The organism is Leeuwenhoekiella sp. A16, from assembly GCF_047946675.1.
Taxonomy (GTDB): domain Bacteria; phylum Bacteroidota; class Bacteroidia; order Flavobacteriales; family Flavobacteriaceae; genus Leeuwenhoekiella.
The window spans coordinates 4311607-4335315 of sequence record NZ_CP172313.1 but is presented as its reverse complement, the minus strand read 5'-3'; the positions used below and the strand labels follow the sequence as shown (position 1 = coordinate 4335315).

At 37.5% G+C, this 23709-nt stretch carries 25 protein-coding genes; 18 read left to right on the top strand and 7 right to left on the bottom strand.

Annotated elements, in window-relative coordinates; genetic code table 11:
* Nucleotides 1–199 precede the first annotated feature (199 nt).
* On the top strand, nucleotides 200–598 hold the full coding sequence (locus ACH3O9_RS18930) for an acyl-CoA thioesterase (RefSeq protein WP_416443101.1): 399 nt from the start codon (nucleotides 200–202) through the stop codon (nucleotides 596–598).
* Here the strand turns inward: ACH3O9_RS18930 and ACH3O9_RS18925 are convergent.
* The 5 genes from ACH3O9_RS18925 to ribD form a co-directional block, all read right to left on the bottom strand.
* On the bottom strand, nucleotides 595–1224 hold the full coding sequence (locus tag ACH3O9_RS18925; protein WP_416443099.1) for an IMPACT family protein: 630 nt from the start codon (nucleotides 1222–1224) through the stop codon (nucleotides 595–597). The two genes, ACH3O9_RS18930 and ACH3O9_RS18925, sit on opposite strands and share 4 nt — an antisense overlap.
* 75 nt (nucleotides 1225–1299) lie before the next feature.
* Entirely contained in the window at nucleotides 1300–1890 is a 591-nt protein-coding gene (locus ACH3O9_RS18920; protein ID WP_416443097.1) for a DUF4136 domain-containing protein, read from the bottom strand.
* A gap of 122 nt (nucleotides 1891–2012) precedes the next feature.
* Nucleotides 2013–2882 carry an EamA family transporter gene (locus ACH3O9_RS18915; RefSeq protein WP_416443095.1) on the bottom strand — a complete coding sequence of 290 codons (870 nt, stop codon included), beginning with the start codon at nucleotides 2880–2882 and terminating at the stop codon, nucleotides 2013–2015.
* Entirely contained in the window at nucleotides 2879–3493 is a 615-nt protein-coding gene (locus ACH3O9_RS18910; RefSeq protein ID WP_416443093.1) for an HAD-IA family hydrolase, read from the bottom strand. The genes ACH3O9_RS18915 and ACH3O9_RS18910 overlap by 4 nt, the downstream gene beginning before the upstream one ends.
* A complete protein-coding gene (ribD, locus tag ACH3O9_RS18905; protein WP_416443091.1) occupies nucleotides 3490–4542 on the bottom strand; it encodes a bifunctional diaminohydroxyphosphoribosylaminopyrimidine deaminase/5-amino-6-(5-phosphoribosylamino)uracil reductase RibD in 1053 nt (350 codons plus the stop codon). Before ribD ends, ACH3O9_RS18910 begins: the two co-directional genes overlap by 4 nt.
* A gap of 28 nt (nucleotides 4543–4570) precedes the next feature.
* Here ribD and ACH3O9_RS18900 point away from each other — a divergent pair, with 28 nt between their 5' ends.
* The 5 genes from ACH3O9_RS18900 (at nucleotide 4571) to ACH3O9_RS18880 (ending at nucleotide 9279) form a co-directional block, all read left to right on the top strand.
* Nucleotides 4571–5065 (top strand): GNAT family N-acetyltransferase, encoded by a 495-nt coding sequence (locus ACH3O9_RS18900; protein ID WP_416443089.1) that lies wholly within the window; start codon nucleotides 4571–4573, stop codon nucleotides 5063–5065.
* A 1-nt stretch (nucleotide 5066) separates the two neighbouring features.
* Nucleotides 5067–5918: a peptide chain release factor N(5)-glutamine methyltransferase gene (prmC, locus tag ACH3O9_RS18895; RefSeq protein WP_416443087.1), complete on the top strand. Its 852-nt coding sequence runs from the start codon at nucleotides 5067–5069 to the stop codon at nucleotides 5916–5918.
* Entirely contained in the window at nucleotides 5915–6505 is a 591-nt protein-coding gene (locus ACH3O9_RS18890; protein ID WP_416443085.1) for a TIGR00730 family Rossman fold protein, read from the top strand. Before prmC ends, ACH3O9_RS18890 begins: the two co-directional genes overlap by 4 nt.
* Before the next feature lie 70 nt (nucleotides 6506–6575).
* Nucleotides 6576–8570, top strand: a complete 1995-nt coding sequence (gene ligA, locus ACH3O9_RS18885) for an NAD-dependent DNA ligase LigA (protein ID WP_416443083.1) — start codon at nucleotides 6576–6578, stop codon at nucleotides 8568–8570.
* 19 nt (nucleotides 8571–8589) lie between these two features.
* Nucleotides 8590–9279 (top strand): hypothetical protein, encoded by a 690-nt coding sequence (locus tag ACH3O9_RS18880; RefSeq protein WP_416443081.1) that lies wholly within the window; start codon nucleotides 8590–8592, stop codon nucleotides 9277–9279.
* Nucleotides 9280–9283: 4 nt separating this feature from the next.
* Here ACH3O9_RS18880 and ACH3O9_RS18875 read toward each other — a convergent pair whose 3' ends face one another.
* Together ACH3O9_RS18875 and ACH3O9_RS18870 are read right to left on the bottom strand one after the other, a co-directional pair.
* Nucleotides 9284–10192 (bottom strand): bifunctional metallophosphatase/5'-nucleotidase, encoded by a 909-nt coding sequence (locus ACH3O9_RS18875; RefSeq protein ID WP_416443079.1) that lies wholly within the window; start codon nucleotides 10190–10192, stop codon nucleotides 9284–9286.
* A 3-nt stretch (nucleotides 10193–10195) separates the two neighbouring features.
* Nucleotides 10196–10948 carry a 5'-nucleotidase C-terminal domain-containing protein gene (locus ACH3O9_RS18870; RefSeq protein WP_416443077.1) on the bottom strand — a complete coding sequence of 251 codons (753 nt, stop codon included), beginning with the start codon at nucleotides 10946–10948 and terminating at the stop codon, nucleotides 10196–10198.
* Between the two features lie 67 nt (nucleotides 10949–11015).
* Between ACH3O9_RS18870 and ACH3O9_RS18865 the strand changes: the two genes are divergently transcribed.
* From ACH3O9_RS18865 to coaE, 12 genes are all read left to right on the top strand, one after another.
* Entirely contained in the window at nucleotides 11016–11531 is a 516-nt protein-coding gene (locus tag ACH3O9_RS18865; protein WP_416443075.1) for a DUF6913 domain-containing protein, read from the top strand.
* A gap of 1 nt (nucleotide 11532) precedes the next feature.
* Nucleotides 11533–12408, top strand: coding sequence for a 4-hydroxy-tetrahydrodipicolinate synthase (gene dapA, locus ACH3O9_RS18860; protein WP_416443074.1), 876 nt, complete (start codon nucleotides 11533–11535; stop codon nucleotides 12406–12408).
* 58 nt (nucleotides 12409–12466) lie between these two features.
* Nucleotides 12467–13270, top strand: a complete 804-nt coding sequence (locus ACH3O9_RS18855; protein WP_416443072.1) for an outer membrane protein assembly factor BamD — start codon at nucleotides 12467–12469, stop codon at nucleotides 13268–13270.
* A gap of 16 nt (nucleotides 13271–13286) precedes the next feature.
* Nucleotides 13287–13613, top strand: coding sequence for a DNA-directed RNA polymerase subunit omega (locus tag ACH3O9_RS18850; RefSeq protein ID WP_416443070.1), 327 nt, complete (start codon nucleotides 13287–13289; stop codon nucleotides 13611–13613).
* Nucleotides 13614–14825: a bifunctional phosphopantothenoylcysteine decarboxylase/phosphopantothenate--cysteine ligase CoaBC gene (gene coaBC, locus ACH3O9_RS18845; protein WP_416443069.1), complete on the top strand. Its 1212-nt coding sequence runs from the start codon at nucleotides 13614–13616 to the stop codon at nucleotides 14823–14825.
* Nucleotides 14818–15711: a DUF4835 family protein gene (locus tag ACH3O9_RS18840; RefSeq protein ID WP_416443068.1), complete on the top strand. Its 894-nt coding sequence runs from the start codon at nucleotides 14818–14820 to the stop codon at nucleotides 15709–15711. The genes coaBC and ACH3O9_RS18840 overlap by 8 nt, the downstream gene beginning before the upstream one ends.
* 73 nt (nucleotides 15712–15784) lie before the next feature.
* Entirely contained in the window at nucleotides 15785–17434 is a 1650-nt protein-coding gene (recN, locus tag ACH3O9_RS18835; RefSeq protein ID WP_416443066.1) for a DNA repair protein RecN, read from the top strand.
* Nucleotides 17435–17472: 38 nt separating this feature from the next.
* The gene (locus tag ACH3O9_RS18830) at nucleotides 17473–18291 is read left to right on the top strand and encodes an enoyl-ACP reductase FabI (protein WP_416443064.1); all 819 of its coding nucleotides are present in this window, start codon (nucleotides 17473–17475) and stop codon (nucleotides 18289–18291) included.
* 146 nt (nucleotides 18292–18437) lie between these two features.
* The gene (locus ACH3O9_RS18825; protein WP_416443062.1) at nucleotides 18438–21053 is read left to right on the top strand and encodes a fibronectin type III domain-containing protein; all 2616 of its coding nucleotides are present in this window, start codon (nucleotides 18438–18440) and stop codon (nucleotides 21051–21053) included.
* Between the two features lie 64 nt (nucleotides 21054–21117).
* Nucleotides 21118–22116, top strand: coding sequence for a glycosyltransferase (locus ACH3O9_RS18820; RefSeq protein ID WP_416443060.1), 999 nt, complete (start codon nucleotides 21118–21120; stop codon nucleotides 22114–22116).
* A 27-nt stretch (nucleotides 22117–22143) separates the two neighbouring features.
* Nucleotides 22144–23091, top strand: coding sequence for a CdaR family protein (locus tag ACH3O9_RS18815; RefSeq protein WP_416443058.1), 948 nt, complete (start codon nucleotides 22144–22146; stop codon nucleotides 23089–23091).
* Nucleotides 23088–23678, top strand: a complete 591-nt coding sequence (gene coaE, locus ACH3O9_RS18810; protein ID WP_416443057.1) for a dephospho-CoA kinase — start codon at nucleotides 23088–23090, stop codon at nucleotides 23676–23678. Before ACH3O9_RS18815 ends, coaE begins: the two co-directional genes overlap by 4 nt.
* Nucleotides 23679–23709: the final 31 nt, after the last annotated feature.

Here is a 23709-nt window from a genome sequence, read left to right as displayed (position 1 = left end):
TTTGTGGTTAAATTTTTAAGTTATTTATAGATTTAGGAGCATTAAAAAGTGAGATAAAGAGGGCTTTTCGTTTCATTTAATGCTGGGCAAATATGTGAACAAAATTTATAAATAAAAAAAAATATCACGTTGGTTTTGTGGATTTTTTTTCGCATAACAAGACAATCTGTAAAGTACAATTTATTTTGTTAATAAGTCTATGTTTAAATATAATACTTTAATTAGAGTAAGATACGCAGAAACCGATAAAATGGGAGTAGTGCATCATTCAAATTACGCAGTATATCTGGAGTTAGCGCGTATTGAATGGTTAAATGCTTTAGGGGTTTCTTATAAAAGTATGGAAGAAAACGGCGTTATGCTTCCTGTTTATGAGATGAAGTTTTCCTTTATGCAACCTGCGTATTTTGATGATAATCTGACGATTGAAACTGAGCTTGAAAGTATGCCTGGCGCACGTATAAGTTTTAGTTATAAAATATCAAATCAACATGGTAAATTAATAACACGAGCGAGTACAACTTTAGTATTTGTAGATATGAAAACAAACAGACCCATAAGATGCCCTCAATACATTCTTGATATACTTAAAAGTTAGTCGTCAAGAATCTCTGTTTTTGTGCCAAAAATCGCTGCAAAACGGTCTTTTATTTGATCGATTTTGTTGTTGCGTACTTCTAAAGTGATTTTGCAATCCAGATGCATGTCCTGCTTGTTTATATTTAGATTTTCCTCTTTTATAATACGCATCACTTTATTCATTAACGGATAGTCAAAAGAAACAGCAATGGCTGTTTTTATCGTTTTTCTAACGATTTTAGCGCCTTCCAGGGTGATTTGTGCGCTGGTTTTATAAGCATGTATAAGCCCGCCTACGCCTAGATTTGTTCCGCCATAATAGCGAACGACAGCTACAAGTGTTTGTGTAAGATCAAATGATTGTAGTTGACCGTAAATGGGCATTCCTGCAGAATTGTTAGGTTCTCCATCATCATTTGCCCTAAAATGATCATAGCGTTTACCTAATTGCCAGGCGTAGCATACATGACTTGCTTTTGCGTGATCGCTGCGTAGATTTTCCAGATAGAGTTTTATGTCATCTTCGGTTTTAACGTGAAAGGCATAACCTATAAATTTACTTCCCCTATCTTTAAAAATGGTTTCAGGAGCAGCTTTTGCAAGCGTCTTGTAACTATCTGCCGGTTTTTCTGTATTCTGGCTCATTCCTGCAAATGTGAGAAATAGATATAAAAAAAGGAAGCGAATGAGCTTCCTTTAAATCGCATTTTTTCTAATCAATTATTTTACCAGCGGGTATTTATCAAAAATAGCATTTACCAGTTCTGTAATGGCAGAATTTTCAGTTTGATTAAATATATCTTCAGAAGAGGTTCCTTTCCAAACCGTATTTTTAGTTTCTCTGTCAATAATATCAATAATCACAGTTCCTTCCTTATAAGAATAGGTATCTGTATTGTAGCCCACTATGCCGGCATACGAGTTGTACCCGGTGTAATAATATGAATTGTAATAAGGGCGTATCGTACTTATTCTCCCGCGATAGGGGTAACTTACGTATGCTGGTTGAGTAGTAGTTTCTGTTTGTAAATTTGTTTTTGTACTTATAAGAACCAGAAGATCAGGATTTTCTCTATCTAACGTGTAACCAGCTTCTTCCATATTACTATTAATGGTCTCGATGATCATTTCATTTACCTTATCATTAGTATACGATTTGCCGGGAACCTCAATATTAGTGTTGGGTAAATAGGCAAAGGTTTTATATTGGCTTAAATCTGTATTATCTGGATTAACTGTTTTTACACTCGTGCCGCATCCTGTAATAAGGATGAGTCCAAATAAAATAAGTAAAGGTTTAAAGTTTTTCATAGCTTTTTAGTTTAAGGTTTTTCTCAAAATAAAAAGAATGAGGCTGAAATCTGGATTTATACTCTACTTTAAATTTAGTTTAACTCTGTAACCCCTTAATTAAGATTTGATTAGGAAATTATCTATGCAGCAAGAGTAACTAATATCAAACTTAGAACTGCAAGACCAATTCCTAACCAATTCTTAGGAAGTAGTTTTTCTTTAAACAGAATTATGCCTAGTAATGTTGAGAGCATTACGATCGCGACATTATTCAGGGTAAAAATAGTTGAGCTTTCAAGACCATTTGCGCGTAAAGCCTGCACTAGAAAATAGATCGAAAAGTAATTGGGTATGCCTAAAGCAACACCGCCTAACAGGTTTTTAGATTCAAAGTTGAAATTACCTTTTAATTTTTGAAAAACTAAGACCATAATCCCAATGACGAATGCCGATGCAAATATAGTGGCAGAAAACAGGGGCACTTCATCTTTCGCTACAAAGCTGTTTTCTAAGAATTTAATGCTGGTATCTATAACGCCGCTACCCAGAAAAACCAGAATAGGAAAGATGAGATTTTTAGGTTTAACTTTAAGTGCGTCTTCGTTTTTGACCGAAGTAAAATAAACAGCTGTTAGAGCCAATAATATTCCTGTGATTTTGACAAAACTTATGCTTTCTCTGTAATAAATAAAACCGAATAATATAGGTATGGCAAGACTCATTTTTGTAGCAACAGAAACAACAGAAAGACCACTGCGCTGGGTTGTGATCGCCATGAGATAAAAGATCACAATAAAAAGTACGCCGAGTAACACGGCTCCTAAAAGCCATTTTTTATGGAGAATTTCGCTAAGTGAAAATCGGGTGTTATAGGCTAATAATCCGGTAAAACAGGCAAAAAAGTAGTTGTAGATAATTGCCTGCAGCGTGTTTATTTTAAAACGATCAAATAATTTAAAAACAATAAAAATGAGGCTTGAGGCAATGATGCTCAATAAAAGGTAAATCAAAACAGGTCTTTCTTAATTGTAAATAATTCGGTCACATCTTCTATGCCCGGTTGCAGATGCCAGGTATTTATATTGAGCGATGAAGCTGCTAATGTGTTGAGAATCGTATCATCTATAAAAAGCGTTTCCTGGGCTATCAGGTTGTTTTCTGTTAGAATATGATCAAAAATCTCAAGATCTGGTTTTCTCATTTTCATATGCTGCGAAAGATAAAATTTCTCAAAGCACGATTGAAACTTAATATAATTTATCGCTCCCATATTTTTGATTACTTGCTCGATATGAAGATCATTGGTATTACTGAGTAAAAACAAACGATATTGACCTGTTTTTGCCAGATTTAGGAGCCAATTTAACCGATTTTCAGGGAAGTCGAGAATAATACTATTCCAAGCTAGTTTAAACGAAATTTCATTAAGAGAGGGGAAAGTGTTTAAGTACGTCTCAATTAAGTGGTCTGAAGTAACCAGACCTTTCTCATAAAGATTGTGCAGTTCAAAAATGTCGTGGTCTGTTACGCGCACGCCTACTTTTCCCAAAGCATATTCAGGAGCTTTCTTGTCAAGATTTATAAATACATCGCCAAAGTCAAAAATTATATTCTTAATCATTTTTCGTCAGTTTTATGATTGGTGTAAATTTTCAACTTATCTGTAGCAATTTCCTGCTCTTTAGGGAAAGAGCCACTTAATACAGGAGCTTTAACGCCGTCATTAAAATAATTATTCCCGGTAAAAACACGTGCTTCATCCCAGAGACTGGCATCAATAAATGATTGTAAAGTTTTTGTTCCGCCTTCAACAATTAGAGATTGCAATTCTTGTTTATAAAGATGATCACAGATTTGCCGGGGTAAATTTTTAGAGAAATCAAGTGTTATAACTTCGTTTTTGTATTCAGAATCGGGTCTTTTTTCTGAAAAAATGATTGTTTTTGCTTTATCATTAAAAACAGCACTTGACGGGGGGATTCTTAAAGTGCGATCAATAACTATACGCGTAGGGGAAGAGCCTTGCCAATCCCTCGCACTAAGACTTGGGTTATCTGCAATTGCAGTTGCCGTTCCTATTAAAATTGCCTGCTCTTCTGTGCGCCATTTATGTGTTAGCTGTCGCGAAAAGGTATTTGTGATCCACACCGGTTTAGCTTCATCGCGCTGTTTAGGAGCTATAAAGCCATCTGCCGTCTGCGCCCATTTTAAAATAATATAAGGACGTTTTTTTTGATGAAATGTAAAGAACCTGCTGTTAAGATCCTGGCACTCTTTTTCCAGAACCCCTACCATAACCTCACAACCGGCATCCAGCAATTTTTTAATTCCGCGGCCGGCAACAGCCGCAAAAGGATCAACGGTGCCAATGACCACTTTCTTTATTTTTTTTGCGATAATAAGGTCGCTGCATGGCGGAGTTTTACCGTAATGACTGCAAGGCTCCAGACTTACATAAATTGTAGAGTCTGGCAACAGCGCTTCATTTTTTACGCTTTTTACCGCATTTACTTCTGCGTGTGGTAAACCTGCTTTACGGTGCCACCCTTCACCTATTATCTCATTATTATATATGATTACACTACCTACCATAGGGTTGGGATAGGTGCTTCCCAGTCCATTTTTGGCCAGTTCCAGACAGCGCAACATGTATTTTTCGTGTATCTTCACCGTTTCAAAAATAGCATTAAAAAGTAAGATGAGCGCAGCGATAATCAGACCCGTAAAAAAGTCAGATAATAAAGAGATTGCAAAAGTAATACGAGAGGTTTTAATAGAGATGGGCGTGCCTAAAGTGGGGACGGCTTATGCAGACAAGGCACTTGATAAAATGTTTGAAACGTATGATGTTCCGCTGGCCGAATATTTTGTTGTAGAACAGGACGGAAAACTAATAGGTGGCGCCGGTATCGCCCAGCTTCAGAATTACGATGGCCCTGTTTGCGAACTGCAAAAAATGTACTTTCTGGCAAAAGCTCGTGGCAAAGGTCTGGGTGCACAATTAATGAATACCTGTTTGGCTTTCGCGGAAGCAAACGGTTTTGAACAGGTTTATATCGAGACTATGCCTAATATGAAAGACGCTCAGCATTTATATAAAAAGACAGGTTTTTATTACATAGACGGCCCTTTAGGAGATACGGGTCATTGTGCGTGCCCGGTTCATATGCTTAAAGACTTGAAAGCGGTTTAAAATGAAAATCACAGATCTTAGATCTTCTTTCCATTCTCAATTAAAGGAGTTTTATCCCTCAGAAGAGATCGATTCGTTTTTCTATCAACTTCTAGAAAAGTATCTCAATATGAGACGTATTGATGTTGCTTTAGACCGGGAGAAAATGCTTGCTGTAGAACAAGCTGAACTTTTTAAAAGTGATCTGCTACGACTAAAAAAGAAAGAGCCATTGCAGTATATTTTGGGAGAAACTGAGTTTTACGGTTATAATTTTCTGGTAACTCCAGATGTATTAATTCCCAGACCAGAAACTGAAGAATTAGTAAGCTGGATTGTTGATGACTGCGGTAAAAGCAACGAACCTCTTAAAATACTTGATATAGGTACGGGTTCTGGGTGTATAGCGATTAGCCTGGCAAAACAACTAGCACATGCAAAAGTAAGCGCTCTTGACATTTCTAAAAATGCTCTCGCTATTGCGAAAAAGAATGCTTTGCAAAATAATGCTGAGATCAACTTCATTGAAGCTGATGTTTTAAATGTTGACCTTTTTCAGGAGAATTATGATATTATAGTTTCAAATCCGCCTTATGTGCGTGAATTAGAAAAGGGACAAATGCATGACAATGTGCTTAATAATGAACCTCATGGTGCGCTTTTCGTGACAAACGAAGACCCGCTTATTTTTTACAGACAGATCGCACAGCTTGCTTCACGAAATTTGAAGCCCGAGGGTACTGTTTATTTTGAAATCAATGAGTATCTTGGGGAAGAAACACGCATTTTGTTAAAGAATTCTGGCTTTGTTGATGTGATCCTATGCCAGGATATGTTTAAAAAAGATAGAATGCTCAAAGGAATAAAATCATGAATAAACTAGATTCAATTTGTGTTTTCTGCGGAAGCAGTGAAGGAAACGATCATGAAATAATAGAACAGGCAAACGCACTGGGTAAGAAACTTGCAGAAAAGGAGATTACCCTTGTATATGGCGCTTCAAAAAGAGGAATTATGGGCGAGGTGGCAAAATCCTGCCTTGACAACCACGGTAAAGTTGTGGGTGCGATACCTCAGTTTTTAAAATTGAAAGAAGTTGTTCATCTGGGTTTGACAGAGCTTATTACTACAGAGAATATGCATGATCGCAAACTTAAAATGCAGGAATTGAGTGACGGTTTTATTGCGCTTCCGGGAGGTTTTGGTACGCTGGAGGAGCTTTTTGAGATCACTACATGGGCACAGCTGGGTTTGCATCAAAAACCCATTGCACTTTTAAATACGGGTGGTTTTTTTAATCATCTTATCGCAATGATGGAAGAAATGGTACGAAGAGGGTTTTTGAGAATGGATAATTTTGAAATGGTAATTATAGATGACGACATCGATCGTCTAATTGATAAAATGCACAATTTTAAACCTTTGCCAAAACCACAATGGCTAAAACCTGAGCGCACTTAATTAGTAAAAAAAACGGCTTAAAATCTTCAAAAATCAGCTTTTCAGGCTTAAAATCGGCTTACAGATATACATGACTACTCAGCAAAAAATTGAATCTCTCAGGCAGGAACTTAGTGACCATAATTACAAGTACTACGTTCTTGATAAACCTGAAATCTCAGACCTTGAATTTGATACTAAACTAAAAGAACTTCAGGAGCTTGAAGCGAAACATCCTGAGTTCTATGATGCTAATTCCCCCACGCTGCGAGTGGGAGGGCAGGTGACTAAGAATTTTGCTACAGTTGTACATGATTATCGCATGTATTCACTTGATAATTCTTATTCTAAAGAAGATCTGGAAGATTGGGAAAAGCGCATAAAAAAGCTGGTAGATGGCAAAGTTGAATACACCTGTGAGTTAAAGTATGACGGTGCCTCAATTAGTCTTACGTATGAAAAAGGTGAGCTTGTTAAAGCGGTAACAAGAGGTGATGGTGTGCAGGGAGATGATGTTACTAATAATGTGCGAACTATACGCACGGTTCCCTTAAAGCTGAAAGGTGATTTTCCTGAAAAATTTGATATTAGAGGCGAAATTGTGCTTCCTTTTGAAGGTTTTTCTAAAATGAATGCAGAACGTGTAGAAGCTGGAGAAGAACCTTATCGTAATCCGCGCAACACCGCTTCCGGGAGTTTAAAATTACAAGACAGCAGCGAGGTGGCAAAGAGACCACTTGATTGTCTTTTGTATACGATTATAGGTGAAAACTTAGGTTTTGCTACGCAGTATGAAGGTTTGCAAAAAGCACGTGAATGGGGCTTTAAAGTGCCTGAAGCGGCTAAATTAGTAAGCTCTACCGAAGAAACGCTGGAGTTTGTAAATTACTGGGATATTCATCGTCATGATCTTCCATATGAGACAGATGGTGTGGTGATAAAAGTGAATAGTTTTCAGCAGCAGGAGGAGTTGGGCTATACGGCAAAATCTCCGCGCTGGGCGATGGCCTATAAATTTAAAGCAGAACAGGTCTCTACACAATTACACAAGATCACTTACCAGGTTGGTAGAACGGGAGCTATTACGCCGGTAGCAAATCTAGAGCCTGTGCAGCTCGCAGGAACTATTGTGAAAAGGGCTTCTTTGCACAATGCAGACCAAATTGCCAAGCTTGATATTAGAGAAGGTGACGAGGTGTATGTCGAAAAAGGAGGAGAGATCATCCCTAAGATAATAGGTGTTGATTTTGAAAAACGCGATCCTAATTCAAGTCCTACAGCATATATCACCAATTGCCCTGAGTGCGGTACTCAATTAGTGCGTAATGAAGGTGAAGCGCAGCATTATTGTCCTAATGATGAGGGTTGCCCGCCACAGATTATTGGGCGTATACAGCATTTTATTTCGCGTAAAGCGATGGATATTGAAGGTTTGGGTGGCGAGACTGTTGCGCTGCTTGTAAACAACGGACTAATAAATAATTACGCAGATCTTTATACACTTACAAAAGAGGAAATTTTGCCACTTGAAAGAATGGCAGAGAAATCTGCAGAGAACCTTATAAATGGTATTGAAGCGTCTAAAGAAATTCCGTTTGAGCGTGTTTTGTTTGGCTTGGGAATTCGCTATGTGGGAGAGACTGTAGCAAAGAAATTAGCACGGCATTATAAAAGTATTGACGCTTTGGCGAAAGCTACTCTTGAAGAATTAATAACGGTAGATGAGATAGGGGAGCGTATAGCCGAAAGTGTGGTCGACTTTTTCACGCATGAGGAAAAAAAGAAACTGATAGAGCGATTAAAAGATCACGGACTTCAGCTTGAAATTTCTGCAGAAGTTTTAGAGAACCAAACCAATAAGTTAGATGGTGATACTTTTGTGATTTCAGGAGTTTTTAATAAAGTTTCTAGGAACGAATTAAAAAAACTGATTGAAGATAATGGCGGCAAAGTTTCAGGTTCTATTTCATCAAAAACTAATTATCTGGTTGCCGGGGAAAATATGGGACCCAGCAAACTGGCAAAAGCCGAAAAATTAGGCACAAAAATGCTTACTGAAGACCAGTTTTTAGCCCTTTTAGGCTGATTTTTTAACAAATACATGTATGGCAAACTTCTTTAAATTCATCGCGATTATTATAGGAATTTGCTCTGTTACGGTATCTATTATTTACGGAAATTCAGAAACAGTTTTTGTAAAACCTTTCTTTCATGTATTTCTGTATTTGTATTATTGGCGAAAGACTGGAGACCTCAATGTCATGCTTTTATCTGCATTAGTGTTTGCAATGCTGGGAGAGGCTTGTGTGGCACTTGGGATGACAAGGCTTTTTTATCCTGCAATGTTCCTCTTTACGCTGTATTTTATCAGTTTTACCTTTTTGTTAAGGCCGGTTCTCAGAAAAACTAACTTTTCTATAAGATCAAGAGATCTCACCGCACCTTTTATTGGCTTTATAGCAATAACTTATATAATTATTACAATTAGTTCTCTGGTTGTTGATCATATACCCAGCATCTATATTTATACGCCGGCATTCCTGTCTTTTGTATTATTTATAACCGTTTGTTTTTATGTTTCCATATTCAACAGGCATCCTAAAAGTGTATTTTTATTTATCGCAGGAGCTGGCTACACGGTTGTAGCGTTAGGTACATTTATTTTTGAATATCTTGAAGATTCTACAGCTTTAATGGGCGTTATAAACGGGTGCGAGTTTATTGCTCAACTGCTTTTTGTGCAGTATCTTATTAATATGAAAAAGGTTATTAGGGAGTCAGACTCCTACTTTTGATCCTTTAAACTGAAATTGTAGCTCCTTCGCTATTAATATTACCTTCATCATCAAAAAAGAAATCGATTCTACCAAGATTGATTCCGGCCCATCCTACCTGATTGATAAGTACATTTTTACCCGCAGCATTTTTAGCAATTACAGGTTTAGGTAAAAAAGTATGAGTGTGACCGCCTATAATAAGATCAATATCTTTAGTTTTCGCTGCAAGCGTAAGATCTGAAACTTTATCAAATTCGTACGAGTAACCCAAATGTGATAAGCAAATTACAAGGTCGCAGTTTTTTTCAGTTTTAAGCTGTTTTGCCATATCCTGACTCACTTCAACAGGGTCTATGTAAACGGTCTCTTTAGACATTTTTTTGTTTACCAAGCCGTCTAGTTGAATACCTACACCAAACACACCAATTTTGATTCCGTCCTTTTCAAAGATCTCATACGGTTGTGTCTTGCCATCCATTATGGTATTGCTGAAGTCATAATTAGATGAGATCATCTTAAACGTAGCATTAGGCATTTGAGCCGCCAGACCATCTATACCATTGTCAAAATCATGATTGCCTATGGTAGCCGCATCATAACCCAACATGCTCATGAGTTTGAATTCTAATTCGCCCCCGTAAAAGTTAAAATAAGGTGTTCCCTGAAAAATATCGCCAGCATCAAGAAGCAGCGTATTTGGGTTTTCCTGTTTTATCTTATTTATAAGTGTTAGCCTGCGCGCAACACCACCTTTATTTGCATAATCTGCATCTTCTGCCGGAAAAGGCTCTATATGGCTGTGTACATCATTTGTATGCAAAATAGTAATGTGCTGTTTAGGCTTGGTTGTAAATGATGTTAATGTGCTGCCGGCAATACCTGCAAAGGCAGTTGCAGCTGCTGTGTTTTTTATAAACTTACGTCTTTGCATGACTTATTGTATTTTAATGAAACGATTATCGCGTACGGGAGCAATAGTATCGTGTTTTGCAAAATAATCGATCAACAGATTGCGCAATTTGTAATCTGTTTCTTGTATGCTTACCGGGTCTTTAAAAAAATCCATTCTGTCACCACCTTGCTGTAAATAGTCGCTTGTGGCAATAAAGTAAGTCTTGTTTTCATCAACCTGAGCACCGCCTATGGTGGCAGTTTCTATATCTCCTTTATCATTAAGAACAAGTTGTATACCAGAAAGAGGGTGTGCCTTACCAGATTTTAGATATTGGAACATTTCATTAACTTTCTTTCCGGTTAATTCTACTACAACGATCATATTCTCAAAAGGCATGATTTCATACGCAGAGCGCATTGTGACCGAGCCTTGATTAAGAGTAGATCTTATACCGCCGTGATTTAGGAGTACAGCGTCAATATTAGAGTTCGTTCGTTGTTTAAAAATCGGTCCTTCAAGCTCAAAAACCGCGTCTGCAAGCATATTTCCTATTGCGGTATTATACGCGCCGTCACTTTTAGAGAGGCTTTTAGGAGCATAAGCGAGGACACTGTCCATCTGCTTGTCTATGTTTTTTTTGTAAGGTGCTATGAAGTTATTAATAGCCTGGTTAGCTTGTAAAGAATCTGAAATAGTTATTTCTTTTCCTCTAATCTCTGAGAGACTTACCTCTTGGTTTTTACAGGCAGAAAACATTGTTATTGCCAGTAAATACAGAAAAAATCGAGTCATTTTAGCGAAAAATTAGCTGTTTGCTTTATTGTATATTTAAGTACATTTGTTCTAAAGGTAAAGGTAGATGTTTTTAGACGTATGGAAACGTAAATCCATTAAAAGAAATATTCAAAAATTAATAGATAATTCTGCAGGATCTTCAATTTCTTCTAAAATTCATAGCGTAGGTATTCTTCTTGATATTTCTGCTTTTAACAATGCAGAGCAGATCAGGAATATCATTAAAGGACTAGGAGATGGTATTGATATTGAAATGCTTAGTTTTAAGAATAAAAAGGAAAATCTACCTGATCAGGATGAGTTCTTCTACGATGACGTAATAGGATTTAATGGGAAGATTAAAAGTGAAGCAGTGTCTAATTTTGTTTCAAAACCTTTTGATCTTTTATTGAGTTATTACAACGCAGAAAACTTAGTTTTGCAATTTATCACAGCGCGCTCAGGTGCGCGATTTAAAGTAGGTTTTCCTTTTCAAAAGTATCAGTTAAATGATTTAACGATACATGTAGATCTGGAAAACACAACAGCTTTTAAGACAGAGCTAAAAAAATATTTGAAAATACTTAATCGCATAGATTAGCATGCAGCAATTTAAAGGTACGGGTGTAGCACTTGTTACGCCTTTTAATAATGATTTAAGTCTTGATCTCGACGGTCTTTCACGTGTTATAGAACACAGTATTGATGGCGGGGTAGAATATCTTGTAGTGTTAGGTACAACCGCAGAAAATGCCACACTTACGCAGGAAGAGAAAGAACAGGTTATAAAGCGTAGCATTGAGGTAAATAAGAACAGAGTGCCTTTGATGCTGGGGATAGGCGGTAATAATACTGCTCATATAATTCAGGAATTGAAAGAAAGAGATCTTTTTGAATTTGATGGTGTTTTATCTGTTTCTCCCTATTATAACAGACCAAGCCAGGCAGGTATTTACGCACACTATGAAGCGATCTCTAAAGCTTCACCACTACCCATTTTATTATACAATGTACCCGGTCGTACAGGTAGCAATATGCTTCCGGAAACTGTTCTGAAATTAGGCAGAGACTTTGATAATATTTTTGGAATTAAAGAGGCCGCCGGTGATATTACACAAATGCTGCGTTTGTTGAAAGACAAACCCGAGGGCTTTATGGTAATTTCTGGTGATGACATGCTTGCAGCGCCTACGGTTACAGCCGGTGGTGATGGGGTAATATCAGTTTTAGGTCAGGGAATTCCTGATGTTTTAAGTGATATGATACGTGACGGTCTTTCAGGAGATCAGGCAATGGCATATAGCAAACATTTCAGGCTTATGCCCGCAATAGATTTAATTTTCGCCGAAGGCAATCCTGCCGGTATTAAGGCGTTATTAGCTCAAAAAGGTCTTTGTTTACCCGTAGTACGCCTGCCTCTTGTACAGGCAAGTGAAAATTTAAATGATAAAATTGCAACGTATCTAAAAGCGTTATAGTCTTTAAGTTTTTTAATCACGAGAAAATAACTACTTTTGCACGATGTTTTTAAACCAGATGAGAAACACAATAATATTAATTTTTAGCGCATTACTTTTAGCTTCCTGTGGTGAGTACCAGGATGTGCTTAAATCTGATGATATGTCTATGAAGTATTCTATGGCAGATTCATTATATCAGGCAGGGAAATACAAAAAGTCGCTAAAATTATGGGAACAAGTTGTGCCCAGCTATAGAGGAAAGCCTCAGGCTGAGCGCGTAATGTTCTTATATGCAGACACCTATTATAATGTAGGTGATTATTATATGGCTGGTTATAATTTTGATCGTTTTGCTACATCTTATCCCAATTCTGAAAAGGTAGAAGAGGCACAATTTAAGGCGGGCTTGAGCTATTATGAGCTTTCGCCGCGATATAGCCTTGACCAGAGCGAAACAGAAAAAGCTCTTGATAAACTTCAACAATTTATTGGTAAGTATCCCGAATCTGAATATACAGAGCAGGCTACAGCAAAAATTAATGAATTAAGTCTTAAAATGCAGAAGAAAGCTTTTGAGATCGCAAAGCAGTATAATACAATAGGTAGTTATCTGGGAGGTTATGTAAGTGCAAAAGCTGCACTAGACGATTTTATATCAGATTATCCGGGTTCTCCTTACAGAGAGGCCGCTTTTTATTATAAGCTTGATTCACAATATAAGTATGCTATAGACAGCGTTCCCAGCCTTGTTGAAGAACGTTTAAAAGAAGCAGATGCTTTTTATAAAACATTAATAAAGTCTTACCCTGAAGGAGAATACAGAACGCAGGCAGACGAAATAAAGGCTGATATCGATCAGCGATTACAACAGTACTTATAATTTAATATTGATTATTATGGATGTAAAGAATCTTGAGGCACCGGTAAATACAATAACTTTTAACAGAGAGAAAATAGATGCTCCTACCTCAAATATATATGAGGCGATCTCTATTATTGCTAAGCGTGCAACACAGATCAATACTGAGATCAAAAGAGAATTACTTGAGAAGCTAGATGAGTTTGCAACTTACAGTGATAGTCTTGAAGAGATCTTTGAAAACAAAGAGCAGATAGAGGTATCAAAATTCTACGAGAAACTTCCTAAGCCTCACGCGATGGCTGTTCAGGAATGGTTAGAAGATAAGATCTATTACCGTAATACTGCAGAAACAGAACAATAGATGTCTGTTTTAAGCGGCAAGAAAGTTATTCTTGGTGTTACCGCCGGCATTGCGGCATATAAATCTGCTTGGCTGGTTCGCGCCTTTATAAAAGCGGGAGCAGAGGTTAAAGTTATTATGACACCAGATGCAAAAGAATTTGTAACACCACTAACGCTTTCTACTCTTTCAAAAAATCCTGTTTTGTCATCATTTACTCATAGTGAAGATGACAACGCTATGTGGAATAACCATGTTGATCTCGGCCTTTGGGCCGATTTTTTCGTTATAGCACCAGCGACAGCAAATACGCTTGCAAAAATGGCAACAGGAACCAGTGATAACTTACTTCTGGCCACATATCTTTCAGCTAAATGTCCGGTTTATTTTGCGCCGGCAATGGATCTTGATATGTACAAGCATCGCAGTACTCAGGATACTTTTGAAAAACTGCAATCTTTTGGGAATATTATGATACCCGCAACTTCAGGCGAACTGGCAAGTGGTCTTGAAGGGCAGGGGCGTATGGCAGAGCCAGAAGATATTGTAAAGTTTATTGAGCGAGATAGGCTTGCTAAAATGCCTTTAAAAGGGAAAAAAGTATTGATTACTGCAGGACCTACATACGAAGCGATAGATCCTGTACGTTTTATAGGCAATCACAGCAGTGGCAGAATGGGGTTTGAATTAGCGCAATGTGCTGCAGAATTGGGAGCAGAAGTTATCCTTATTTCAGGGCCTACGCATTTAGAAATTGAGCATAGTTTAATTAAGGTTATACGGGTGGTTAGTGCTCAGGATATGTTTGCTGTCGTTAAAGAATATTACGATGAAGTAGATGTTGCAATTGCAGCTGCGGCTGTTGCAGATTACAGACCTATTTCACCGGCTGACCAGAAAATAAAAAAGAAGGCAGAGTATCTTTCTATAGACCTTGAACCTACCCAGGATATTCTTGGTTTTATGGGGAATACTAAAAAGAAACAGTTTTTGGTCGGTTTTGCTTTAGAGACAGAAAATGAAATTGAGAACGCTAAGAAGAAACTAATTAAAAAGAATCTGGATCTTATAGTACTCAATTCACTTAATGACAAAGGAGCAGGTTTTAAAACTGTTACCAATAAGGTTACTTTTATAAATAAGGAAGAAGAGGTTAGACCCAACGATCTTAAATCTAAGGAAGCTGTTGCGAAAGATATTTTTAAAGAAATTAGAACTGCAATTCATGCATAGAACCATTTATTTATTTTTTTCATTATTCATTTTAAATCTTGGTGTAAACGCTCAGGAACTCAACTGTTCTGTAGATATAAATGCAGAACAAACCGGGCAGAGCAATCTACAGGTCTTTAGAACTTTAAAGACACAGGTGCAGGAATTTATGAATAACACCACCTGGACCGATGTAGAATACAAACAGCAGGAGAAAATAGATTGCAGTATTGTAATAATTATTTCAAATATAGATTCAGACTTTTTTACGGCCAGTATACAGGTGCAATCTTCTAGACCTGTTTATAATGCAACGTATAGCACCCCTGTTTTTAGTTTTAACGACAGACAGTTCAATTTTAGTTATACAGAATTTCAGCCTCTCAATTATAATCCCAATACTTTTGATTCTAATCTAATCTCAGTACTGGCCTATTACGCTTATACAATTATAGGTATGGATGCGGCAACATATACCAGAGGTGGTGGGACTCCTTATTTTGAAGAAGCTAAACAGATCGTGAATACCGCGCAACAAAGTGGTAGCGAAGGATGGACAGCACAGAGTGGAACCCAAAGTAGATTTAGGCTGAATGAAGATCTGCTTTCGCCTAATTTCTCAGATTTTTCTGAGGTGCTTTACGCTTATCACCGCAACGGTTTAGATTTTATGGCTGAAAACACAAGAGAAGCTAAACAGTCTATTGCAGTAACACTTGCTCTTTTTGATCAGATGTATGCTAACCGGCCCAATAACTTTTTAACTCGCGTTTTCTTTGATGCTAAAGCAGATGAAGTGGCGCGTATGTTTTCAGATGGGCCCCAGGTAAATATTTCTGAACTGGTTACCACGCTAAATAAAGTAGCGCCAACAAAGGCAACTTACTGGAAAGACATCAAATTTTAACCAGCCCGATTTTCTTTGAAATAACAAGAAATCTCTCCTATATTTACCGAGAATTTTAAACCACCGGCAAGCCTTGCTTACAAGCCTATACATTAAAAATTACGCCCTCATTGAAGAGGTTAAACTTCAGTTTGATCCTGGTTTTACCGTTATCACGGGTGAGACTGGTGCGGGTAAATCAATTTTACTGGGTGCACTGGGGCTTATTTTAGGTAAACGAGCAGATATTTCAAGTATAGGCGATGCCGAAATAAAATGCGTTATAGAAGCTCATTTTAAAGTGGAAGCCTATAACCTACTACCCATTTTTACAGAACAGGATCTGGATTATGAAGCGCAAACTATAGTGCGCAGAGAGATCTTACCCAGCGGTAAGAGCAGAGCCTTTGTAAATGATACACCCGTTACTTTAAGTCAACTTTCGGCATTAGGAGAGCGACTGGTAGATATTCACAGTCAGCACCAGACGCTGGAAGTCACAGATAATGACTTTCAGTTTATGATCTTAGATGCTTTTGCAGAGAATGGTGATCTTCTAAGTGATTATAAAAATCTGTTTGCAACCCTTCAAAAAGACCGTAATAAGCTCAAAAAGTTTCAGGATAGAAAGATAGCTGCTCAGCGCGAAGAAGAATACAATAATTTTTTACTTAATGAACTTCTTGATGCCAAATTAAAACCGGGTGAGCAGGAAGAACTTGAGTCTAATCTTGAGATGTTAGGCAATGTAGAGCAGATAACAGAAGGTCTTGCAGAGGCTAACCAATTACTTACACGCGAAGAATTAGGAGTTATAGATATGTTGCTAGCCGTGAAATTGCGTATTAGCAAATTAGCGGGTTACGGTACAAGTCTACACGGTCTTAATACGCGTCTTGAAAGTCTCAATATTGAAGTTGAAGATATTACCGAAACTATAAACGATATTGCTGCAGCAACAGAAGGCGATCCTGAACAGCTGGCAAAAGTAGAAGACAGATTGAATCTTATTTTTGATCTTCAAAAGAAACATAAAGTAGCTTCTGTAGAAGAATTGATCGCTATTCAGAATGAACTAGACGAGCAGGTTCAATCTCTTACAGACCTTGATAACGAGATTAAAAGAACTGAAAAAAGTATCGCAGCTGCCCTTATTGAGCTAGATAAACAAGCGGTTATAATTTCGCGAAAGCGGGAAGAAGCAATAAAACCTTTAACTCAAAATCTTGAGGGAATACTTCAGCAATTAGGTATGCCAAATGCTTTTTTTGAAGTAAAGTTGATCGCTCGTGACGATTTTAGAGATAATGGTAAAGATGATCTACATTTCTTATTTACAGCAAATAAAGGAATGCGCCCACAGGAGCTAAAATCGGCCTCAGGAGGTGAATTATCGCGCATAATGCTTGCGATAAAATCTGTATTGAGTGATTACGCTAATTTACCAACATTGATTTTTGATGAGATCGATACCGGAGTTAGCGGTGAAGTCGCTTTAAAAATGGGTGAAATAATGAAAAAAATGGGTAGTAGAATGCAAATTATAAGCATTACCCATCTACCGCAAATTGCGGGACAGGGAGCAAATCATTTTAAAGTATTTAAGAATGATGATGCTGCACGTACAATTACAGGTATAGAAAAGCTTGATGTTGACAGCCGCGTTGCAGAAATTGCAGAAATGTTAGGAGGAAAATCAACCTCTGAAGCAGCATTGAGTCATGCACGACAATTACTCAATTAATAATAAGTATATTTAAAAAACAGAAAATCACAATACACATGGCCTACAATTTATTAAAAGGAAAAAGAGGGATAATATTTGGCGCACTTGATGAGAATTCAATTGCCTGGAAAACTGCAGAAAGAGTTCATGAAGAAGGAGGGACCTTTGTTTTAACAAATGCTCCTATCGCAATGCGTATGGGTTCTATTAATAAGCTTGCCGAAAAAACGGGTTCAAAAATTATTCCGGCAGATGCGACATCTCTAGAAGACCTTGAAAAATTAGTAGCCGGTGCAGTAGAAGAATTGGGCGGTAAGCTTGATTTTGTTTTACACAGTATCGGGATGTCTATAAATGTGCGTAAAGGCAAGCATTATACAGATCAAAATTATGACTGGACTGCAAAAGGCTGGGATGTTAGCGCAGGCTCTTTTCATAAAACAATGCAGGTGCTGTATAAGCAGGATGCTATGAATGAGTGGGGAAGTATTGTGGCGTTAACTTATATGGCTGCACAACGCGTTTTTCCAGATTATAATGATATGGCAGACAACAAAGCATATCTTGAGAGCATTGCACGCAGCTTTGGTTATTTCTTTGGTAGAGATAAAAAAGTACGTGTAAATACAATTTCTCAGTCGCCTACGCCTACAACAGCAGGACAAGGTGTTAAAGGCTTTGATGGCTTTATCGCTTACGCGGAAAAAATGAGTCCGTTGGGTAATGCTACTGCTCTAGAATGCGCAGACTATACGATAAGTTTATTTTCAGACCTTACTAAAAAAGTGACTTTGCAAAACCTGTTTCATGATGGTGGTTTTAGCAATATGGGCGTTAGTGACGCTGTGATGGAAGCTTTTGTAGATAAGCAGTAATAAAAATATTAGATATTAAAGGCTGGTTTTGCGTATCTTACGCCCAGCCTTTTCTATTTTAATTATTGAGGTTTTATAATCGTTACGGCAGGTTTATTTTCTGCATTTCTAATTTTAGATCTATTGATTTCCCCAAATCATAGCCTATGACAAAAATTACTTACAGCATTTTTCTTCTTACTTTCCTGTTTTTTGGCCTTGCACACGGTCAGGATACATCTAACTGTTATTATACTCTTAAAGCTTCAGATGCTTTTAATGACGGTTGGGATACGGGGATTCTCTCTATTAAAATTGATGAAAAATCGGAGGATTATACCTTAAAATCGGGTGATTATGAGGAAATATCGCTCGATGTTTCCCAAAATTCGGTAATTGAATTAAAATGGAAAAGAGATAGTGATTTTCCTGAAGAAATTAAATATGAGCTTCTTGATGCTGATGGTAATTCGGTAGTGATCATAGAAAACCCAATGGTAACAGATGAAGCATTTTCTGTTATAGCTAATTGTGCCGCATGTGCGCGACCATCTAATGTTGAGCTGGTAGCAAGTCACCCAGATGGCGCACAGTTTAGTTGGCTAAAGGTTAACAATGCAAATTCTTATAAAGTGGTGATCACAGCTGTAGGCGGTGATCCTAATACAGATGCTGTAGCAGAATTTTATCCTTCTGCGACAGATACACAATTTACGGTTACAGGATTGAATAATGAAACCGATTATCTTTTTTACATAGCTTCTGTTTGTGATGCAGAAAATAGCAATTTCGCAGAAGCGTTACCATTTACTACACAAGCTTCCTGCCCTGCTCCAGAGAACCTGGAGGCTTCTTTAATAGGCGGCAATTTTGTAGAATTATCCTGGCAGTCGAGTATAAATGCAACTCAATATCATATTGTAATAGTTGAGAAAGACGACGATATAACTGCAGTTGTAAAAGAAGCAGATGTTGCGGCAGGTAACGCTTCAGTAAAACTTACTGGCTTAAATCCTGAGATTGCTTATGATGCTTATATTTCGTCGTATTGCGGTGCTAGTGATGTGAGTATCATGTATGGACCTTTGAGTTTCACAACCACGTGTGCAGCAATTTCGGCTCCCTACAATCAGCCGTTTAATGTTACTAAAACACCCGCGTGCTGGTTAGAAACTGGTAAAGAAGGCTGGCAATATGATTCAGAACCAGATTACGATGCTATTGATGCGCATGATCATACAACAGGCGAGGCAGACAGCAACGATTTTGTTTGGTTGGATAATTCGGTAAATCAGTTAAATGATGTTTCTGTTTTGTCGACACCTTTCATAAATATTACCGCTCTTCAAAAACCATTTGTAAGCTTCTGGTTGTTTAGCAGTAATGATTCAGAACCAGATTCATTTAACACGCTAAAAGTTGATTTATACACTGGTAATGATTGGGTAGAGCTGCTCACGCTACAACGCAAAACCACAGGCGCAGATGGTTGGGAGGAATTTAAATACGATCTGTCTGAATATAATATTACAGGAAATGTTCAATTGCGCTTTTCTAATATTACTAACGCTTCAGGGATTTTGTACTACAATGATATTCTTATTGATGATGTTTCTTTTGATGAGAGTACATGCGTTGATCCCCACGCAAGTTTAAGTGCGATAACTACAAATAGCGCCACTTTATCTTGGGATGATATACAGAATGATGCTGCGGGTTATAGTTGGGCAATTTATGAATTGGGAGCAGATATTGTTGCTGAAACTCCAATCGCCAACGGAACCACAGCCGCTAATAATAATGAGATTAACCTTTCAGGTCTAAATGCAGGTACTGCATACACTGCTTATGTGCGTTCAAATTGCTCTGATTTTTACGAGTATGCAGGAACTAATTTTATTACAAAGGCTAATTGTAATTCACCACAGGCAGTAGCGATTAAAGCTTTAAACACGAGTGCTGTCGCGTTAAGCTGGAATGCGCCTAACGGTGACAATTCAGGTTATGAATATGTGATCACAGCAAAAAACGGAAACCCATATTTAGCAAGCGATGTAAAAAGCAAGGGAACCACTCTTGAAAGATATGCAGAAGTGACAGATCTACAAGCTGATGTTTTTTATGATGTGTATGTAAGAGCGCAATGTGACCCTGTAAATAACGGCAACAGCCTTTTTACAGAACCTTTGCGCTTTGCGATTTTTGGCGGTTGTGACCGGATTTTTACTGATACAGGAGGAATTTCTGGTAAATACGCAAATAACGAGAAATACGTGATTTTCTTTCTTCCGGCGCAAGCAGGCAAGCGCGTCACGCTAGATTTTACAGCGGTAGATATTGAAGCTTCTTTTGATCTTTTAACGATAATAAATGGTTCATCAACTACTGATTATGTTCTGGAAGAAGAAGTTGCTTTCGCGAAAGCGTACTCATCTACAACAGCAGATGGTGCTCTTACAGTGCGTTTTAGATCAGACGTATCGCTTAACCGTCCTGGCTGGAGAGCTAATGTAGACTGCGATGAGAATCTAAGTTCTGATGAATTTTTTACCGAAAAAATATCGGTTTATCCAAATCCCGCACAGGATGAGATCTTTATAAAGAGTAAGGCCACTATTTACAACATTGTACTTTATGATATAAGTGGTAAAGTGGTTAAAAATTATATAGAAAGTAAGAAGCTGACCAAACATTTAGATATTTCGTCACTAAAAACGGGAATATACTTTTTGCACGTAGAAAGTGATGCCGGCGCCGAAATAATCAAAGTGATGAAATTATAATTTACTGCTGGTTGCTTCAATATTTTAATCTGGCGCAGAGACTATTTTAGGTTAGTTTTGTAGCATGAGTCTAAGTCTTTCTTTTATAATTCCTGTTTATAATCGCCCAGATGAAGTGAGGGAATTGCTGGAGAGTTTCCGGCAGCAAACCTACACAGGCGATTATGAGATCGTTCTTATTGAAGACGGTTCTTCAATAGATTCTAGAGAAGTTGTCTCTCAGTTTAGTGATTTACCAGTTGTTTATTTTTATAAGGAGAATTCTGGTCCCGGGCCATCGCGCAATTATGGGATGGCAAAAGCAATGGGGAATTATTTTATAATTCTGGACAGCGATTGTCTGCTCCCGCCTCAATATTTAGAAATTGTAATTAAAAGTCTTGAGACATCATACATAGACTTCTTTGGCGGTCCTGATGCGGCACATAAAGATTTCTCGCTGCTACAGAAAGCCATAAATTACAGTATGACATCTGTTCTAACTACTGGCGGCATACGAGGTAACAAAGCAAGTGGCAGTAGTTTTCAACCGCGTAGTTTTAATATGGGGATCTCAAAAGCGGCATTTGAGGCATCTGGTGGTTTTGGTAAAATTCACCCCGGTGAAGATCCAGATCTCACTATTAGATTATGGAATTTAGGGTTTAAATCTACACTCATCCCCGAAGCTTTTGTGTATCACAAACGCCGTATTTCGTGGAAGAAATTTTATCAACAGGTGCGTAAGTTTGGTTTAGTACGCCCAATTTTAAACTCGTGGCATCCTAAAACAGCAAAAGTTACTTATTGGTTCCCTGCTTTATTTCTTTGTTTTGCGATTTTTAGCCTTTTTACAGCGGTTTTTGGCTTTTTTCTACCGATTTTTCTAGTGTTGATCTATTTACTACTTATATTTTTTCATTCTTCTTTTAAAAATAAAAGTCTTATAATAGGCGTTTACAGTGTTTTTGCAACACTCGTTCAATTTATAGGTTATGGTTTAGGATTTTTAGAATCTACTTTTGCGGTAAATTGGCTTAAAAAGCTTCCGCAGAAGCGATTTCCACACTTATTTTTTGACTAATTTTAAACGTTATCCCAAATTGCTTACATGCCAGAAACTAGAAAAAGTTTAAAAAATATTAACCTGCGAGTTTTCCTGCTTATTCTGCTCTTTACCGCTGCGGTTTCTGTTTTGCTTAAATTGGGAAAGGATTTTAGGTACACCGTTAAAGTACCGCTACAGTTTATTAATCTGCCAGAAGATCGCATTCTTAAATCCTTCTCGACAGAAAAGGTAGAGGTTTCTGGTATAGGTAGCGGGTATGACTTTTATAAGTACAAATTTTCTGATAAGCACATCGATATAGACCTTTCTGAAGTTGTTAAAGATTCTGCTACACGTTTCTATTATGTGTTTAACCGCGATCAAGATGCATTAACGGGTAGCTTAAGCCAAAGCCGCATTTTAAATTTTAGTCCCGATACGGTTTACGTTAATCTTGACAGGAATTATGAAGTTAAATTGCCGGTAGTAGCTAAACTTGAGGTTAGTTATGACGCTGGTTACGGCAGTTTTGAAGGTCTTCAACTTTCACCTGATTCTGTGGTTGTAAGAGGCCCTAAAAGCAGTCTTGATACGCTCACCCATGCGACTACATCTGCCATGGTTTTTAAAGATGTGAAGAATAACCTTAAAGACAGTATTGCTGTAGGTGTTTCAGGTCGCAGTGATCTTATACAAATTATTCCTGCGCAGGTGGGCTACACGCTTGATGTAGATAAGTTTACAGAAGGTACTATTTCTGTGCCGGTGCAATTGATAAACGTACCACGCAATGTGAAAGCTAAGATATTTCCTAAAAAGGTAACTGTTGTATTTAATGTGAATTTTGAGAATTATGATCGCATAAAACCATCTGACTTTAGAGTTGTTTGTGATTTTAAATTAACTGATAGTCTTTCTACTTCATTAACGCCAGAAATACTTGAGTATCCAGAGTTTATAAGAGATGTTCGCTTGCGCGAAAAAACAGTACAATATTTACTCGTAAAATGAAAGTTGTAGGCTTAACCGGTGGCATAGGTAGTGGTAAAAGTACCATTGCTAAATTCTTTAAAAACCTGGGTGTACCTGTTTATATAGCAGATATTGAAGCCAAAAAATTGATGCTTAATCAGGATATTAGGGAAAAAATAATTGATCTACTAGGTAAAAGAGCATATAATGCCGATGAACTGGATAGAAAATTTATAGCAGATATTGTTTTTAATGATCCCATTTTACTTGATAAACTCAATGCAATAGTTCACCCTGCAGTGGCTAAAAATTTTGAAGATTGGGCAAAAAATCAAGAATCTGACTACGTGATAAAAGAGGCTGCAATCCTGTTTGAAAATGGAGGTAATAAATATTGCGATTTAACAATTTTAGTCACAGCCCCAGAGGGAGAAAGGATTATGCGCGTTATGAGGCGCGATAATGTTAAAGAAAGCGAAGTCAAAGCACGCATAGATATGCAATGGCGTGATGAGAAAAAGATACCTCTGGCAGATTTTGTCATCTACAATAATGACCTTGCAGAAAGCGAAAAAATGGTTGAAAAAATACACCATAAAATCCTGCGAACCCTTGTAAATAGTTAGTTGAGCAATGTTAACATTTGGTTAAACCACT